The sequence below is a fragment of the Sphingomonas sp. GW821-FHT09B04 genome (assembly GCF_059418285.1).
Window position 1 is genome coordinate 78,060 of record NZ_JBWKPO010000006.1, and the last position, 15,992, is coordinate 94,051.

Here is a 15,992-nt window from a genome sequence, read left to right on the forward strand (position 1 = left end):
ACCAAGCGGAAGCCGCACGATTCCAACGCAAACAACACAGCTGCCCACTGTAAATCCGCGGATCGCCCCCTATAAAGACTGACTATGGCGAAACTGAGCGGTTGGATCGCACGCGCCCCCGGACTGTGGGGCGTGCTGCAAAATGAGAACAAGGGCCCTTGGGGCGGCGGCAAGGGCGGCAATGACGGCGGAGACGCCGGCAAAGGCGGCGACGGCGGCGACAGCGGCGGCCCACGCAACCCCTGGGCGTTCCCGCCCGAGGGCAAGCGCAGCGCGCGCGGCAGCGTCACCAGCCTCGACGATTTCCTCAAGCGCGCTCGCCGCGGTGGCGGTGGCGGTGGCGGCGGGCTTCCCGGCGGGATGCCGGGCCGTCCGGTGATCTTCGGCGGAATCGCACTCCTGCTCCTGCTGTGGGTCGGCTTCACCAGCATCCATGTCATCGCGCCGGAGCAGCGTGCAGTCGTTGCACTCTTCGGAAAATATTCGCGGACGATGGAACCGGGCATCAACTGGACGCTGCCCGCGCCAATCGAAGGCGTGAAGAAGATCGACGTGCAGGCGATCCGTACCGAGGATTTCCCCGCGACCAGCGGCGAGAATCTGATGCTGACTCAGGATCAGAATATCGTCGATCTTGCCTATTCGGTTCGCTGGGACATCCAGAATCCGGAAGATTTCGTGTTCCAGATCGCCAATCCGCAGCAGACCGTGCGCGCGACTGCCGAAAGCGCAATGCGCGCCGCGGTGGCCGGCGTGACGCTCAACGAGGCGATCGGTCCCGGCCGTACCGTGATCGAGGCGCGCGTACAGCAGGCGACTCAGGCGATCCTCGACGAATATAATTCGGGCATCCGGGTTCAGAGCGTCGCGATCCGCGGCGCCGCGGCACCGGGCGCTGTGGACGAGGCATTCAAGCAAGTCACCGCCGCGCAACAGGAATCGGAAGGCGCCCGCAACCAGGCGCGCGCCTATGAGCAACAGGTGACCGCTGTGGCGCAGGGTCAGGCAGCACAGTTCGACAAGATCTACGAACAGTATAAGCTGGCCCCCGAAGTCACCCGCCGCCGCCTATATTATGAAACCATGGAGGCCGTGCTGGCGAAGTCGAACAAGACCATCGTCGAGACCAACGGCGTGACCCCCTACCTCCCGCTCCCAGCGGCACGCGGCAGTTCGACGCAGCCCTCGGTCCAGCAAGGCCAGCAGCAGGGAGGCGCTCAATGAACGGCGTCATCAACCGGCCGGTCCTGCTCGGCGGCCTCGCCCTCGTCATCCTCTTCCTGCTGTTCAGCACGGTCTCGATCGTGCCCGAAACCAAGCAGGCAGTGATCCTCCAGCTCGAGCAGCCGGTCCGGACGATCAACCAGTATCAGCCGGGCGAGCAGTTCGGCCGTACCACGGGCGCCGGCCTGATCGCCAAGGTGCCGTTCATCCAGCGCATCGTCTGGGTCGACAAGCGCGTGCTCGATATCGAGCTCGAGAATCAGCCGGTGCTTTCGACCGACCAGCTTCGGCTCGAAGTGGACGCCTTTGCGCGCTTCCGCGTCACCGATCCGTTGCGCATGGTCGTTACCGCAGGGTCCGAGACCCGCGTCGCCGACCAGCTCAAGCCGCTGTTCGGTTCCGCACTGCGCGCCGAGCTCGGCAAGCGCCCCTTCGCGTCACTGCTCAGCCCAGAGCGGACCGCGGTAATGGACAACATCCAGGCCGGCCTGCAGCGCTACGCCAGCCAATATGGCGTCCAGATCGTCGATGTGCGCATCAAGCATGCCGACCTGCCCGACGGCAGCCCGCTCGAATCGGCGCTTGCCCGGATGCGCACCGCACGCGAACAGGAGGCGACGACGATCCGCGCCAACGGCCAGAAGGACGCACAGATCATCCGTGCAAATGGTGATGCCCGCGCAGCGCAAATCTATGCAGAGAGCTTCAACAAGGATCCGCAATTCTACGATTTCTGGCGCGCGATGCAGTCGTACCGCACCACCTTCATCGGCGATCCGCGCCAGAAGCAGGGCGAGACGTCAATCATCCTGTCGCCCGACAATGATTACCTGCGCGAGTTCAGGGGAAAGAGCCGGTGAGTCGAACTGAACCGAAGAACTTTCGGTTCGTTCATATTCAATCGCCGTTCAGCTATCCTAGGTGAGTAACACACGCATGACTGATCTCCAGCCCGGCAAAGGCCCGATGACCAAGAGCAAACTCAAAGGAACCGCCCCCGTGCGTTATGCATATGCGATCACCTCCGCGCTGCTGATCGGCGGCGCGAGTGCGGCACTCGTCCTCCAGACTCCCGCGGGCGCACAGACCGCGCAGAATGAGCCCGGCGCGATCCAGGCCGGTGCCCCGCGCGCCGGCGCGCCGATGAGCTTTGCGGACATGGTGTCCAAGCTCCAGCCAGCGGTCGTCAACATCTCGACCACCCAGCGCGTTCAGGTGCAGACTAACCCGTTCGCGGGCACGCCGTTCGGCGACCTGTTCGGCGGGCAGCAGGGCGGCGGTGGCCGTCCGGTGACGCGTCAGGCCGAATCGCTCGGCTCGGGCTTCATCATCTCGGCCGATGGCTATATCGTCACCAACAACCATGTGATCTCGGCGGGCCAGCGCGGCGCGGTGGTCGAATCGATCAAGGTCATCCTCGCCGATCGCAAGGAATACACCGCCAAGCTGATCGGCCGCGACGTCGAATCCGACCTCGCGGTACTCAAGATCGAGGGCGCGAACCTGCCCTTCGTCCGGCTCGGCAATTCGGATCAGTCGCGCGTTGGCGACTGGGTGGTCGCGATCGGCAACCCGTTCGGCCTCGGTGGCTCGGTGACCGCAGGCATCATCTCTGCGGTGCATCGCCCGACCGGCCAGGCTGGCCCGTTCGACCGCTTCATCCAGACCGACGCCTCGATCAACCGCGGCAACTCGGGTGGTCCGCTGTTCGACCTCAACGGCAATGTCATCGGCATCAACTCGCAGATCTACTCGCCCACCGGCGGCAATGTCGGCATCGGCTTCGCAATTCCTGCGACCGAGGCGAAGCCGATCCTCGATACGCTGATGAAGGGCGCCAGCGTCCAGCGCGGCTATCTTGGCGTCGGCATCCAGCCACTCAGCGAGGATCTCGCCAAGTCGTTCGGCGTGCCCAAGGGCAAGGGCGAACTGGTCTCGCGCGTCGAACCGGGCGAAGCCGCGGCCAAGGCCGGCATCAAGCAGGGCGACATCATCACCAAGGTCGACGGCAAGGACGTCACCCCCGATCAGACGCTCTCGTTCCTCACCGCAAGCGTCCGTCCCGGCGCGCGCGTGCCGATTGAGCTGGTCCGCGACGGCAAGACTCTGACGCTCCAGCTCACCGCCGGCACCCGCCCGCCGGCTGACCAGCTCGCCGGCTTCGATCCCGATGCCGAGGAAGGCACGCCCGGCGACAGCGAACAGGGGACGCAGGCCGCGGCCGCCTCGCTCGGTATCAGCGTCACCGCGCTGACGCCGCAGATCGCGCGCAGCGTCGGTGTCGATCCCGAGACCAAGGGCGTTGTCGTGGTCGGCGTCGACCCGGCGAGCGACGCCGCGCAGAAGGCGATCACGCGCGGCTTCGTGATCGCTTCGGTCAACCGCGCACCGGTGACGACTCCGGCCGAGTACAACGCTGCGGTCGCCCGTGCGAAGACCAGCGGCGCCAACCAGGTCGTGCTCTATGTCATGCGCCGCGGTGGTGTCGGCGGCTATGTCGTCGTCGAACTCGCCAAGTAATTTTCGACTGACCTGACCGTTTTCCCCGTTATGCTGATCTCCTGTGATTCAGGAGTTCGGCATGACGGGTGAGACAGAGCTTTTCATCGGAGCCGGTGCGGGCGGTGGCCAGCGCCAGGCGCTCGTCCTCAAGCGCGCCAATCGCCACGGCCTGATCGCCGGCGCGACCGGCACCGGGAAGACCGTGACGCTTCAGGGGTTGGCTGAAAGCTTCAGCCGCGCCGGCGTGCCGGTCTTCGCCGCCGATGTGAAGGGCGACCTCTCCGGCCTCGGCATGGCTGGCTCCGCCACTGCCAAGCCGCATGAGGCATTCGCCGCGCGCGCCGCCGAGATCGGCGATACCGAGTGGAAATACGCCGCCGCCCCGGTCCAGTTCTGGGACCTGTTCGGCGAGCAGGGTCACCCCGTCCGTACCACCGTTTCCGAGATGGGCCCGCTGCTGCTGTCGCGGCTGATGGGCCTCAACGACGTGCAGGAAGGCGTGCTCGCCATCGCCTTCCAAGTCGCCGATGACGACGGCCTGCTCCTGCTCGACCTCGACGATCTCCAGTCGATGCTCGTCCATTGCGCCGAGCGCGCGGACGAGCTGACTGCGAAGTACGGCAACGTCGCCAAGACCAGCGTCGGCGCGATCCAGCGTCAGCTGCTCCAGCTACGCAGCGAGGGCGGTGCGCATTTCTTCGGTGAGCCCGCGCTCGACATCAACGACTTCATCAAGCTCGACGACAACGGGCACGGCGTGGTCAACGTCCTCGCCGCCGACAAGCTGATGGCCTCGCCGCGGCTCTACGCCACCTTCCTGCTGTGGCTGCTGTCGGAGCTGTTCGAGACGCTTCCCGAGGTCGGCGATCCCGACAAGCCCAAGCTCGTCTTCTTCTTCGACGAGGCGCATCTGCTGTTCGAGGAGGCGCCCAAAGCGCTGCTCGACAAGGTCGAGCAGGTTGTCCGCCTGATCCGCTCCAAGGGCGTCGGCGTCTATTTCGTCACCCAAAACCCGATCGACATTCCCGAGGATGTCGCCGGCCAGCTCGGTAACCGCGTCCAGCATGCGCTGCGCGCCTTCACCCCGCGCGAGCAGAAGGCGATCAAATCCGCCGCCGAAACCTTCCGCGCCAATCCCGGCGTCGATGTCGCGACCGCGATCACCGAGCTCAAGGTCGGCGAGGCGCTGGTCTCGCTGCTGATGGCCGATGGCGCGCCCTCCCCCGTCGAACGCACCCTCATCAAGCCGCCCTGCTCGCGCGTCGGCCCGGTGACGCCGGAGGAACGCAAGGTGCTGATCGACACCGACATCGTCGGCGACAAATACGACACCGCGCTCAACCGCGAATCCGCTTACGAACTGCTCAACGCCAAGGCCGGTGAGGCTGCAGCCGCCGCTGCCGAAGCCAAGGCGACGACCGAGGCCGAAAAGGCTGCCGCCGCGCAGGCCAAGGAAGACGCCCGTCTCGCCAAGGAGGCGGAGCGTCAGCGCCTCGCCGAGCAGCGCGACGCCGACCGTCAGGCGCGGCTCGACGCGCAGGCACAGCGCGCGGCCGAGCGTGAGGCGGCGAACAACCCGTGGAACCGCGCGATCAAGTCCGCCACCCAGTCCGCTTCCACCGCCGCCGGCCGTGCCGTCGCGGGCGAAGTGTCAAAGGCGATCTTCGGTAAGAAGTCGGGTGCCGGCGCGGGCATCGTCGGCGGCATCGTCCGGGGCATCCTCGGCGGACTGTTCAAGGGCTAGGCGCCAGCCCCGGATATCGCCCCGTCGCCTTACGCTACATCACCCCGAGCAGCGACCTGATCGATACGAACGCAAACGCAACCGAGCTGTCCGCCACACCGTAGGGAATGAAAATCCGGTCGCCGTGGCGGACCGCGCCGCACGAATAGACGACATTGGGAACATAGCCTTCACGGTCCTGGTCCGCTGCGGCCAAGATCGGCTCCTTGGTCCGGCCGAGCACCTTCGACGGATCGTCCTTGTCGAGCAACGCCGCGCCGATCGAATATTTGCGCATCGCCCCAACGCCATGGGTCAGCATCAGCCAGCCCTCGTCCAGCTCAATCGGCGGGCCGCAATTACCCATCTGCACCAGCTCCCAAGGGTATTTGGGCTGGATCAGCTTCTCGCCCTCGTCCCAATGGGTCAACGTGTCGGAGGCGATCAGATAGATGTTCTCGCCGTCCTGCCGACCGATCATCATGTATTTGTCGCCAACCTTGCGCGGGAACAGCCCCATCCCCTTGTTGCGAGAGGCGCTCCCGGTCATCGGCACCAGATCGAACTCGCGCCAGTCGCGCGTGCGCAGCATCTCTGACTGGATCTGCGAGCCATTGTACGCGGTATAGGTGCCCAGCCATTCGTGGCTGCCATCGTCGTGCCGGAACCGTACCAGCCGCATATCCTCCAGCCCGTTAGACTGCGCCTTGGTGATCGGGAACAGCAAGGTGCCCGACAGCGTCGAATCGCGATGCCGATAGACCGTCACCGGCCCCTCGGGCGCCTCGAGCTCGTCGCCGATCGCATCGGCCGCGGTGGCAAAGGGCGGTTCAGGCGCCAGCGTCAGCTCATTCTGGTCGGTGATGATGCCTTCGCGAAACGCGACCGAAGAGATATGTCCCTCCCCCACCGCGCGCAGCGACATCAGGATGCGCAGCGCGCCCTTGGGCATACCGGTCTGATCGTGATGCGGCACCGCACTGGGGTTCATCAGCGCCGCAGCCGCATAGCTGTATTCGTGGCAAAAATAGGCACCGATCAGCTGGCGCTTCTCATCCCCGATCGTACTGCCGTCGAGCCCTAGTTGCGCCTCGACCTCGTCATAACGGGTCATGAACACACGCCGAGTCTGCCAGTGGCGCGCTTCGAAATCCTTGAGGACAGCCTCCAGCTGCCCGCGCGCCTCGCTTGGCGACATGTCGAGCACCGCGCGCACCAGCCGCTCGGTGCGGCTCGGCGCGCCGCCGTTGGACGCAGCCCAAGCGATATGAAACGGGCGTACCACGACGCGCGATGGGTCCGCGCGAAGCCGTAACGGGTGTTGGAACAGGTCGAGCATTCAAGCTCCCGAGACACGAACCCGCGATCGCCCGATAGCGCTATGCGACGGCCCGTTGCGGTCCTGCCACGATTTCCACGCGCTTTGGAAGAGCTGAAATGGCACAGCTCGCCAGCTGGAGTGCGAGGATCGACTCGGCACCCTGGTTGCGGTTGACACCGCTCGGTGTCAGTCCGTCGAAGCAGCCGCCGTCGCGCACGCTCGCCAGCGGCAGGCCCAGATCGTTCTGCCCCAGATACCAGCGATAGGCGCGCGTGGCTGAATCGGCCCATCGCTGCGCCCCGGTCGCCTCCCAGGCGGCAAGACACGCGTCGATCGTCGCCTGTGCTTCCAGCGGCTGCTGGTCGAACGGCAGCGGGTCGGCATAGGCGCGGCCGAAACTATCGGTGCCGACCGCGCGAAAGCCGCCGTCGGGGGCGGTCTGGCGGGCGTTGATCCAGTCCAGTGTCCTGAGGCCGCACGCCAGCAGGTCCTTGCGCTCCATCGCCGATCCCGCGCGGATCAGGGCCTCGGGCAGCCGGGCATTGTCATAGGCCAGAACGGTCTCGAACCATTCCCATTCCGGTCGGCGCGATTCGGCGAGCAGTTCGAGCAGCTCGCCTCCGAAACGGTCGAGCATCGCGCACGCCAGCTTATGGCCCGGATGTACGTCCAGCATCGCCGCGGCACCCAGCATCGAGAATGCCAGGGCACGCGGGCTGCTGAAGTCGAAGCTCATTTCGGCAGTCTCGTCGAACAGCATCCGCGCCCAGTCGCGATACTTGGCGTCGCGCGCCTCCGCTGCGGTCACGCCGAGCGCCCACAGGGTGCGTCCGTTCGAATCCTCCGACCCCGTCTCCTCGCACCATGTACGGTCAAAGGTCATGAAGTTGCGAAAACGCCTTTTGTCCGGGTTCCAGGCATATTGAACGAACGCCGCGTAAACGCTGGTCCATTTGTCGCGCGCGGCAGCCGCAAGCGGATCGATACGGTGCATCAGGATCAGCGCGCGGGCATTATCATCGATGCAATAGCCGTGGCGCCGGTCGGGCACCGACAGGATCGAATGCTGAAACATGCCGGTCCCGTCGCTCATCCGCTCGACCGCGCGGAAATCGGGCGCCAGCGGCGCGAAGGCGGGCGTGGAGGGCGTCGGCGCGATCCGCTGCGGCCGCGCGCGCACTGCACCCGCGATCTGCTCCATCGCTGCTTCGGCCAGCCGCGGCCAGATCATCGTCCGCCCGCGCGCATAGGCGCGCTGCGCAAGCGCTTCGCGCCGCCGGTCGTCGTCGAGCAACCCGGTAATCGCCTTTGCGAAGCCCGCGCTGTCGCCCGGCGCGACCAGAATGCCGTAATCGTCGGCAAGAATCTCGCTCGCATGGATATAGGGGGTCGAGACCACCGGTTTGCCCACCGCGACCGCATAGGAGAGCGTGCCCGAGGTGATCTGCGCCAGATTGGGATAGGGTGTCGCGTAGATGTCGGCCGCCTGCAGATAGTCGAGCAATTCCTCCTGCTCGACAAAGCCGTCGATGAACGCGACATTGCGTTCGACGCCGAGCTCTACGGCAAGCGCCTGAAGCCGGTCGCGATACGCCTCGCCCTCGCGCTCCACCAGACCCGGATGCGTTGCGCCCAGCACGACATAGAGCGCTTCCGGATGCTGCGCAGCGATCACAGGCATCGCAGCGATCACCGTTTCGATCCCCTTGCTAGGTGCCAGCAGGCCGAAGGTCAGGATCACCTCCCGCCCCTCCAGACCAAAGCGCGCCTTGAACGTGGCAGGGTCTGCAAACGGCCGGTCGGGCACGCCGTGCGGGATCATCGCCAGCTTGCGCGCGTCCACGTCATGCACGCGGCAAAGGATCTCGCATCCCTTTTCGGCCATTACGATCACGCGCGCGGCGCGGCGCAGCAGCGCATCCATCACCCGGCGCTGATCGTCGCTGGGACTTTCGAGGACGGTGTGCAGCGTGACGATCACCGGCAGCGTCGTCCGCTCCAGCAAGGTGATCAGATGCCCGCCCGCCGCTCCGCCGAAAATGCCATATTCATGCTGGACCCAGATCGCCTGCGCGCCCGAATCCTCAATCTTGCCGGCGACCTCGAGATAGGCCGAGCGCTCATGCTGGGGAATCGATCCCGTAACCTCGGGCGGATAGGCATAACGGCCCGGATGATCGTCCATCGCCCACACATCGACCCGCATGTCCGGAAAGCGTGCCTTGAGTGCGGCATAGGTGTGCGTGGTATAAGTGGCGATCCCGCATTTGCGCGGAAGGAAGTTGCCGAGCAACACGACGTGAGCGATCTGAGCCGGCAGGTCTGCGCCTGATGCCATCCCAAAATCCTTCGCATGAGCAACATTGGATAGGCGCGGATGGCGCCTGTATGTTCTCCCCAACGTCAGGATTTCAATATGGTTGCAGTCATGTTGCAATGCAACGAGCCGAGTCCGGGATAAACCGAACCGATCCGGCGATCAGCCGCGTCCGCGGTATCCGGGAACGTCCTGCGCCGGGATCCACACGCTCTCGGGCACCGGGCCCGATTGCCAGAACACGTCGATCGGGATGCCGCCGCGCGGATACCAATACCCACCGATGCGCAGCCATTTGGGTTTCATCTCGTCGAACAGCCGCTGACCGATGCCGACGGTACAATCCTCGTGGAACGCGCCGTGATTGCGGAAGCTGCTCAGGAACAGTTTTAGCGACTTGGATTCGACGATCGTCTCGCCGGGGACATAGTCGATCACCAGATGTGCGAAATCGGGCGCCCCGGTGATCGGGCAGAGCGAGGTGAATTCGGGCACGGCGAAGCGCACCAGATAATCGGTACCCGTGCGCGGGTTGGGGACATAATCGAGCACCGCTTCTTCGGGGGATGCGGGAAGTGCGCTCTGCTGGCCGAGATGCTTTGGGGTCATACCCGCCATTTAGGCGCTGATTCCGCATCTGGAAACTCGACGCGGCACGGAGTGCGGATTACCAAGGGAAAATGGACGCTCTGGTCACTACCCAATGGCTCGCAGGCGAGCTCTCCGCCCCCGATCTCCGCATTCTCGACGCAACTTGGTTCCTGCCCGCCGAGGGGCGGGATGCAGCGGCTGAGTTTGCGGCCGGACATATCCCGGGCGCGGTGTTCTTCGACATCAACGCGATCGCTGACCAGTCGAGTTCGCTTCCGACGATGCTGCCGCCGGCGGAGCAGTTCGCAGCACAAATCGGCGCGCTCGGTATCGGGACCGGGAATCGGGTCGTCCTTTACGATAATGCGCCGCATCACACAGCGACACGCGCTTGGTGGATGCTGCACAGCTTCGGGATCGATGCTGCGATTCTCGATGGCGGGCTTGCCAAATGGAAGGCGGAGCGCCGCCCGCTTCTCAGCGGAAAGCCGACTCCGTCGCCCGCCACCATCACCGCCCGTCCCAACACTGCGCTAATCCGGACGCTCGATCAGGTGAAGGCCAACCTCTCCAGTCACACCGAGCAGCTCGTCGATGCGCGTTCGGCGGTCCGCTTCACCGGGCAGGAGGCAGAGACCCGTCCCGGCCTCGCCAGCGGCCATATCCCGGGCAGCGCCAACATCCCTTATTCGTCCTTCTTCAATCCCGACGGCACGTGGAAGCACGTTCCAACATTGCGTCTGTTGTTCGAGGATGAGGGGATTGAGGTCGAACGTCCGGTGATCGCGACCTGCGGGTCGGGGATCAGCGCTGCCGTGGTGGTGTTTGCGCTCCACCTGCTCGGCCACCCCGCCGCGCTCTATGATGGCAGCTGGACCGAATGGGGTGCCGATCCCTCCACCCCAAAAGTGACGGGTGCGGCGTGAACGGTTCGGACAGCAAAAAGGGTGACAGCACCCGCGTCGTCGGCGCCGGCCGTCGGCCCGAATGGACTCAGGGCATCGTCAACCCGCCGGTATGGCGCGCATCGACGATCCTCTACGACACTGTCGCCGAACTGCGCGCCGGTGCCGGCCGCGACACGCATCATCGCCTGTTCTACGGTCGCCGCGGCACGCCCACCCAGTGGAGCCTCGCGGAGGCGCTGACCGAGTTGGAGCCGGGTGCCGAAGCGACCTTCCTCTACCCTTCCGGCGTCGCTGCCGTATCCGCCGCCCTGCTCTCGGTACTGTCGCCAGGCGACGAACTGCTGCTCGCCGACAGCGTCTATGATCCGACGCGCAGCTTCGCCGAGACCTTCCTCAAGCGCTTCGGCGTCACCACGCGCTACTATGATCCGATGATCGGCGGCGGCATTGCTGACCTCATCACCGACAAGACCCGCGCGATCTTCATGGAAACACCGGGCAGCCTCACCTTCGAAGTGCAGGACGTGCCCGCGATCGTTGCCGCCGCCAAAGCACATGGCGTCGTCACGCTGCTCGACAACACCTGGGCGACGCCATTGCTGTTCCCGGCGATCGAAAAAGGCATCGATCTCACCATCCTCGCCTGCACCAAATATGTTGTCGGCCATTCGGACGTGATGCTGGGCAGCGTCACCACCACCGCCCAGCATTGGCAGCAACTCCGCGCCACCAGCTTCCAGCTCGGCCAGACCGCCAGCCCCGACGACGCCTGGCTCGGCTCGCGTGGCCTGCGCACGATGGCGCTGCGCCTCAGGCATCATGGCGAGGCGGCGCTGGAAATCGCCCGCTGGCTCGAAACCCGGCCCGAAGTCGCGCGCGTGCTCCATCCGGCGCTCCCCTCCTGCCCCGGCCACGACATCTTCCTGCGCGACTTCAAGGGCCCGGCCGGTCTCTTCACCTTCATTCTGCGCGGCGGGAACGAGGCGGCACGCGCGGCCCTGATCGACGGGCTGGAGCTGTTCGGGATCGGCTATAGCTGGGGCGGGTTCGAAAGCCTTGCGATCCCGGTCGATCCGGATCGCTATCGCACCGCGGTGCCGTGGGAGGCCGAGGGGGTTGCGGTCCGGCTCCAGATCGGCCTCGAGGATCCGGCCGACCTGATCGCCGACCTCGCCGCCGGTCTCGACCGGTTCCGGATGGCGCAATGACCCCGATCATCCCGCCCGCACTGGCCAATTGGCTCGTCGCGAACGGGGTGCATCTGCCGACCAATGCTGAACTGATCGAGGGCGCAATCGCGGGTGGCCTCGCCATCCTGGCGCTCACCGCAGGCTGGTTCGCGGGGAAAAGGCTGGGACCGGCGCTTGCGCAGCTCTGGCAACAACGTGTCGGATCGCATGTCGAAGGACTGGCGCGCCGGATGCACACGATCGTGCAGCATGGCAGCGCCGCGCTATTGCTCGCGATCCTCGCCAACGCCGCGCCATGGGGCGGCTTCGCAGCGATGCTGCTCGGCATCGCGCTCGGCGCCGCCACCGCCGCCTTCACGCTCGCCTTCCTGCGCGGTCTCCACACCCCGCGCTGGATCGCCTGGATCACCGCGGCGATCGTGTTCGTCGCGATCCTCAGTCACGCGATCGGCGGGTTCAACGTCATCACCGATACGCTCGACAAGATCGGCGTCAATATCGGCCGCCGCCGCCTGTCGCTGCTCGCGCTCGTCACATTGCTAGTTACCGCGGTCGCGCTCTACGCAGGAGTCCGCCTCGCCAACCGCGTGATCGCCCATTCGATCGGGCAGGCGCGCGGCTTCGATCCGACGCAGAAGCTGCTGGTCCAGAAGCTTGCGAGCATCTTCGTCGTCGTCGTCGCCTTCTTCTTCGGCATCGATCTGCTCGGGATCGACCTCACCAGCTTCGCAATCTTCTCCGGCGCGTTCGGCCTTGCGATCGGTTTCGGCCTGCAAAAGACGATCGGCAATCTCATCGCCGGAATCATCCTGCTAATGGATCGTTCGATCAAGCCGGGCGACGTCATCGTCGTCGGCGACAGCTTCGGCTGGGTGAACAAGATCGGCGTGCGCGCGGTCAGCGTCATCACCCGCGACGGCAAGGAGCATCTGATCCCCAACGAGATCCTGATGACGCAGGAGGTGGAGAACTGGTCCTTCTCCGACCGCAACGTCCGCGTCCGGATTCCCGTTGGTGTCGGCTATGAGACCGACCTCAAGCTTGCGCAGGAACTGATGCTCAAGGCTGCGGCCGAAAGCCCGCGCGTGCTCAAAAGTCCACCGCCCAATGTCTGGCTCACCAGCTTCGGCGACTATGCGGTGGAACATGAGATTCTCGCCTGGATCAGCGATCCCGAGGGTGGCGTCGGCAATGTGAAGAGCGATGTCCTCAATCGCCTGTGGGTGCTGTTTAAGGAGAATGGGATCGCGATCCCGGTGCCGCGACGCGAGATCATGGTGAAAAGCTGGCCAGAAGACGGTGGTCCGGCGGTTCAACTTGCGCCCGGCACGCCTAAATAGAGCGCGTGCCTCTCTCCGTTACCGCCCGCATCGCCAATGGAGTCGCGTCGATCCCGGCGGCGCAATGGGACGCGTGTGCGGGCGACACCAATCCCTTTGTCTCCCACGCATTTCTATCGGCACTCGAACGCTCCGGCTCGGTATCTTCGGAGACCGGCTGGCAGCCGCTGCCTGTCATCATCGACGGGCCGTGCGGCACGCCTGCTGCGATCGTCCCTGGCTACGTCAAGAGCCACAGTCAGGGTGAATATGTCTTCGACCATGCCTGGGCCGATGCGTGGGAGCGCGCCGGCGGGCGCTACTATCCCAAGCTGCAGGCGGCGATACCCTTCACCCCGGTTCCCGGCCCGCGCCTGTTGTTGCGCGACGCCGCACTGGCGCCGGGGCTGATCGCAGGGCTCGAAGCCGTGACAGATCAGAACCGCTTGTCCTCTGCGCACGTTACCTTTGTCGAGGAAACCCAGCTGCCGCTGTTCGAGCAAGCCGGCTGGCTGATCCGCGCGGGCACACAGTTCCACTGGCAGAATGACGGCTATGCCAGTTTCGACGACTTCCTGGCCGCGCTGTCTTCACGCAAGCGCAAGGCGATCCGCAAGGAACGCGAACGCGCGCTGGAGGGGTTGACGATCCGTCACCTCACCGGCTCCGAGATCACCGAAGCGCATTGGGACGCATTCTGGGCCTTCTATCAGGACACCGGCAGCCGCAAATGGGGCCAGCCCTACCTCACTCGTCCGTTCTTCTCGATGCTGGGAGAAACGATGGACGACAAGGTGTTGCTGATGCTCGCGGAACGCGACGGACGACCGATCGCCGGAGCGCTCAACCTGATCGGCGCGGATGCGCTTTACGGGCGCTACTGGGGTTGCACTGAGGAGGTTCCCTTCCTCCATTTCGAGCTCTGCTATTATCAGGCAATCGAAGCGGCGATCGACCGCGGTCTTGCGCGTGTCGAGGCAGGGGCGCAGGGGGAGCATAAGCTCGCGCGTGGTTACGTACCGGTCACGACCTGGTCAGCGCATTATCTGCCCGATCCCGGTTTCCGCCGCGCCGTCGCCGAATATCTGGCGCGCGAGCGCGCCGCGGTGGCGCATGAGCAGGAATTTCTGGGCGAACTGACGCCGTTCCGACGCGGCGGCTAGGCCTTCTTCTGCGCTGCGCTCCAAGCTTGCAGCTGCTTTTCCTTGTCGCGCTTCAGAAAGTCGCGGATCTTCTCGATCTGGTTACGATAAGGGCCAAGATCGACCGGATTGAGCACGGCCGCAGGGGTGCCATGGTCGATCTTGAACAGCACGCTGCTGCCGTCGCGCCAAATCGGAATCAGCCCCGCCTCAAGCCGCTTGTCATAGGGCGGCGGGCTGATAACCCAGAGATAATCGTAAGCATGCCGCGGGAAGCGCGCGAGGCTGACCGCAACCGGGCGCCACCACTCGCGCGGGCATTTGGTATCTGTGACGATCTGCGAGGGATCATGGCTGAACCCGCGCGCCTGCTTGTAGCGCACCGTGAGCAACTGCCCGCCTGCCATCGACCATTGATCATTGGTGTAGGCGAGCTTCCGCACCATCGCCATTCCAGGCAGGTGCTGAAGCCGCGTCATCGTCCATTCGTTATAACAGGTCTCACCGACGAAGCTCAGCAGACGGGCGCCTTCGGGCACATGATCGAGTGCCGCCAGCTCGCGGTCATAGGACTTGTCATAGATGACATAGCTCCACGTCGTCGCGCCCATGCGGACGAGGAAGAAAGCGAGGCCTGCCATCGCCAGTGCATTCGCGCCCCGCATCGTCATGCCAGGCTTGGGCCGCAGCGAAATCAGCGCGATCGCCAGCATATAGGGGGCGAGACGCATGTCGGCATAGGCCGATCCGAACACCACGCGCGGGAGCACGATGAACACCGCAATCAGGAACAGCGCCGAAATACCGAGATGTCGTGAATATTCGATATTGGGGTCGCGCACGCCCTTGAGCAGAACCAGATAGAGCACGCCGAGGCAGGCGATATCGAAGAGCTGCCAGCGATCGCGCAGCACCATCAGCACCCACCAGGTCTTGGCGCGCCAGTTGAACCAGTCGCCGGTCTGCCCGCTGACATGCCCGCCGCTGCGCCACGCCAGCATCAGCAGCGCCGGCGGCACGAGGACAAGGCAATGGATGCCCGCCCAGATCCAGGGCACCACCCAACTCTGCACGAAATCGGCATGCCATGGGCCGGTCCGCGGGCCGCGCTTGTCGTGCTGACGGATCAGTTCCGCGGCAAAGCAGAGCACGCCCAGCGTACCCCAGCCAAACGTGTGCGTGATCCAGATGATGAGGCCGATCGGGACGAACAACACTGCACGCAGCCGAATATGGCCGAGCCGTGCCAATCGCAGCCACAGGGCAAAAGCGTTGAGCGCCAGCGCCATCGACAGCGCAAAGTTCGCGAAGCCGAAATGGAAAGCGTAGTTATAGGCGAGCGGAAGCGCGAACAGCGCGGTAGCTGGGATGCGCCCGTGCACCTCGCGCGCGATCCAGAGCAAACCGGTGACGGTCAGCACCGGGGTCGCGATAACGATCAGCTTGACCGCCAGTTCGAGCCCGAAGATCGGCTCGAGCGGGATGATCAGCAGGTCGAGCCCGAGATTGCCGATCAGGCTCCACTCGAACTTGTACCAGTCGTTGAGCCACGGCACTTCGTTGTGCGACAGCTGGACACGGAACCGTGCCATGTGACCGGGCAGGTCCACCATCGGCGGAACATCCGGCCATAACAAAGGCACTGCCGCCGCGATCGCCGCGAACAGCACAAACCAGCGCGTCTGCCACCAGCGCGGCGCTTGCGAACCCCCTTGCATCCGGCGCTTCTAGGTGAACGGGGTATATTCCCGCAAG

12 protein-coding genes are annotated in these 15,992 nt (G+C 65.0%); 8 read left to right on the forward strand and 4 right to left on the reverse strand.

Going from position 1 to position 15,992, the window contains the following annotated elements:
• Positions 1–84 precede the first annotated feature (84 nt).
• The 4 genes from hflK (at position 85) to AC07NK_RS18415 (ending at position 5,470) form a co-directional block, all read left to right on the forward strand.
• Complete coding sequence (gene hflK / locus AC07NK_RS18400; RefSeq protein ID WP_495172071.1) at positions 85–1,224, forward strand: FtsH protease activity modulator HflK; 1,140 nt, start codon at positions 85–87, stop codon at positions 1,222–1,224.
• Complete coding sequence (gene hflC / locus AC07NK_RS18405; protein WP_495172072.1) at positions 1,221–2,084, forward strand: protease modulator HflC; 864 nt, start codon at positions 1,221–1,223, stop codon at positions 2,082–2,084. Before hflK ends, hflC begins: the two co-directional genes overlap by 4 nt.
• Positions 2,085–2,223: 139 nt before the next feature.
• Entirely contained in the window at positions 2,224–3,744 is a 1,521-nt protein-coding gene (locus AC07NK_RS18410) for a Do family serine endopeptidase (RefSeq protein ID WP_495172073.1), read from the forward strand.
• 61 nt (positions 3,745–3,805) lie between these two features.
• On the forward strand, positions 3,806–5,470 hold the full coding sequence (locus AC07NK_RS18415; protein WP_495172074.1) for a helicase HerA-like domain-containing protein: 1,665 nt from the start codon (positions 3,806–3,808) through the stop codon (positions 5,468–5,470).
• A gap of 34 nt (positions 5,471–5,504) precedes the next feature.
• Here AC07NK_RS18415 and AC07NK_RS18420 read toward each other — a convergent pair whose 3' ends face one another.
• From AC07NK_RS18420 to queF, 3 genes are all read right to left on the reverse strand, one after another.
• On the reverse strand, positions 5,505–6,788 hold the full coding sequence (locus AC07NK_RS18420) for a glycoside hydrolase family 130 protein (RefSeq protein WP_495172075.1): 1,284 nt from the start codon (positions 6,786–6,788) through the stop codon (positions 5,505–5,507).
• A gap of 40 nt (positions 6,789–6,828) precedes the next feature.
• Complete coding sequence (locus AC07NK_RS18425) at positions 6,829–9,108, reverse strand: glycosyltransferase family 4 protein (protein WP_495172076.1); 2,280 nt, start codon at positions 9,106–9,108, stop codon at positions 6,829–6,831.
• A gap of 141 nt (positions 9,109–9,249) precedes the next feature.
• Positions 9,250–9,696, reverse strand: coding sequence for a preQ(1) synthase (gene queF, locus AC07NK_RS18430; protein WP_495172077.1), 447 nt, complete (start codon positions 9,694–9,696; stop codon positions 9,250–9,252).
• A gap of 71 nt (positions 9,697–9,767) precedes the next feature.
• On the opposite strand from queF, the gene sseA reads away from it, so the two are divergent.
• The 4 genes from sseA to AC07NK_RS18450 are packed head-to-tail and all read left to right on the forward strand — an operon-like array spanning position 9,768 to position 14,258.
• Entirely contained in the window at positions 9,768–10,604 is an 837-nt protein-coding gene (sseA, locus tag AC07NK_RS18435) for a 3-mercaptopyruvate sulfurtransferase (RefSeq protein WP_495172078.1), read from the forward strand.
• The gene (gene metC, locus AC07NK_RS18440; RefSeq protein ID WP_495172079.1) at positions 10,559–11,794 is read left to right on the forward strand and encodes a cystathionine beta-lyase; all 1,236 of its coding nucleotides are present in this window, start codon (positions 10,559–10,561) and stop codon (positions 11,792–11,794) included. Before sseA ends, metC begins: the two co-directional genes overlap by 46 nt.
• Entirely contained in the window at positions 11,791–13,116 is a 1,326-nt protein-coding gene (locus AC07NK_RS18445; RefSeq protein WP_495172080.1) for a mechanosensitive ion channel family protein, read from the forward strand. The genes metC and AC07NK_RS18445 overlap by 4 nt, the downstream gene beginning before the upstream one ends.
• Before the next feature lie 5 nt (positions 13,117–13,121).
• Positions 13,122–14,258 (forward strand): GNAT family N-acetyltransferase, encoded by a 1,137-nt coding sequence (locus AC07NK_RS18450; protein ID WP_495172081.1) that lies wholly within the window; start codon positions 13,122–13,124, stop codon positions 14,256–14,258.
• On the opposite strand, the gene AC07NK_RS18455 is transcribed toward AC07NK_RS18450, so the two are convergent.
• The gene (locus tag AC07NK_RS18455; RefSeq protein WP_495172082.1) at positions 14,255–15,955 is read right to left on the reverse strand and encodes a hypothetical protein; all 1,701 of its coding nucleotides are present in this window, start codon (positions 15,953–15,955) and stop codon (positions 14,255–14,257) included. The two genes, AC07NK_RS18450 and AC07NK_RS18455, sit on opposite strands and share 4 nt — an antisense overlap.
• Positions 15,956–15,992: the final 37 nt, after the last annotated feature.

What these genes read in the sequence shown, in the direction of transcription:
- AC07NK_RS18445 (WP_495172080.1), top strand. Translation starts at nt 11,791, where the DNA reads ATGACCCCGATCATCCCGCCCGCACTGGCCAATTGGCTCGTCGCGAAC.
- hflK (WP_495172071.1), top strand. Translation starts at nt 85, where the DNA reads ATGGCGAAACTGAGCGGTTGGATCGCACGCGCCCCCGGACTGTGGGGC.
- AC07NK_RS18455 (WP_495172082.1), bottom strand. Translation starts at nt 15,955, where the DNA reads ATGCAAGGGGGTTCGCAAGCGCCGCGCTGGTGGCAGACGCGCTGGTTT.
- hflC (WP_495172072.1), top strand. Translation starts at nt 1,221, where the DNA reads ATGAACGGCGTCATCAACCGGCCGGTCCTGCTCGGCGGCCTCGCCCTC.
- metC (WP_495172079.1), top strand. Translation starts at nt 10,559, where the DNA reads ATGGGGTGCCGATCCCTCCACCCCAAAAGTGACGGGTGCGGCGTGAAC.
- queF (WP_495172077.1), bottom strand. Translation starts at nt 9,696, where the DNA reads ATGACCCCAAAGCATCTCGGCCAGCAGAGCGCACTTCCCGCATCCCCC.
- sseA (WP_495172078.1), top strand. Translation starts at nt 9,768, where the DNA reads ATGGACGCTCTGGTCACTACCCAATGGCTCGCAGGCGAGCTCTCCGCC.
- AC07NK_RS18425 (WP_495172076.1), bottom strand. Translation starts at nt 9,108, where the DNA reads ATGGCATCAGGCGCAGACCTGCCGGCTCAGATCGCTCACGTCGTGTTG.
- AC07NK_RS18420 (WP_495172075.1), bottom strand. Translation starts at nt 6,788, where the DNA reads ATGCTCGACCTGTTCCAACACCCGTTACGGCTTCGCGCGGACCCATCG.
- AC07NK_RS18415 (WP_495172074.1), top strand. Translation starts at nt 3,806, where the DNA reads ATGACGGGTGAGACAGAGCTTTTCATCGGAGCCGGTGCGGGCGGTGGC.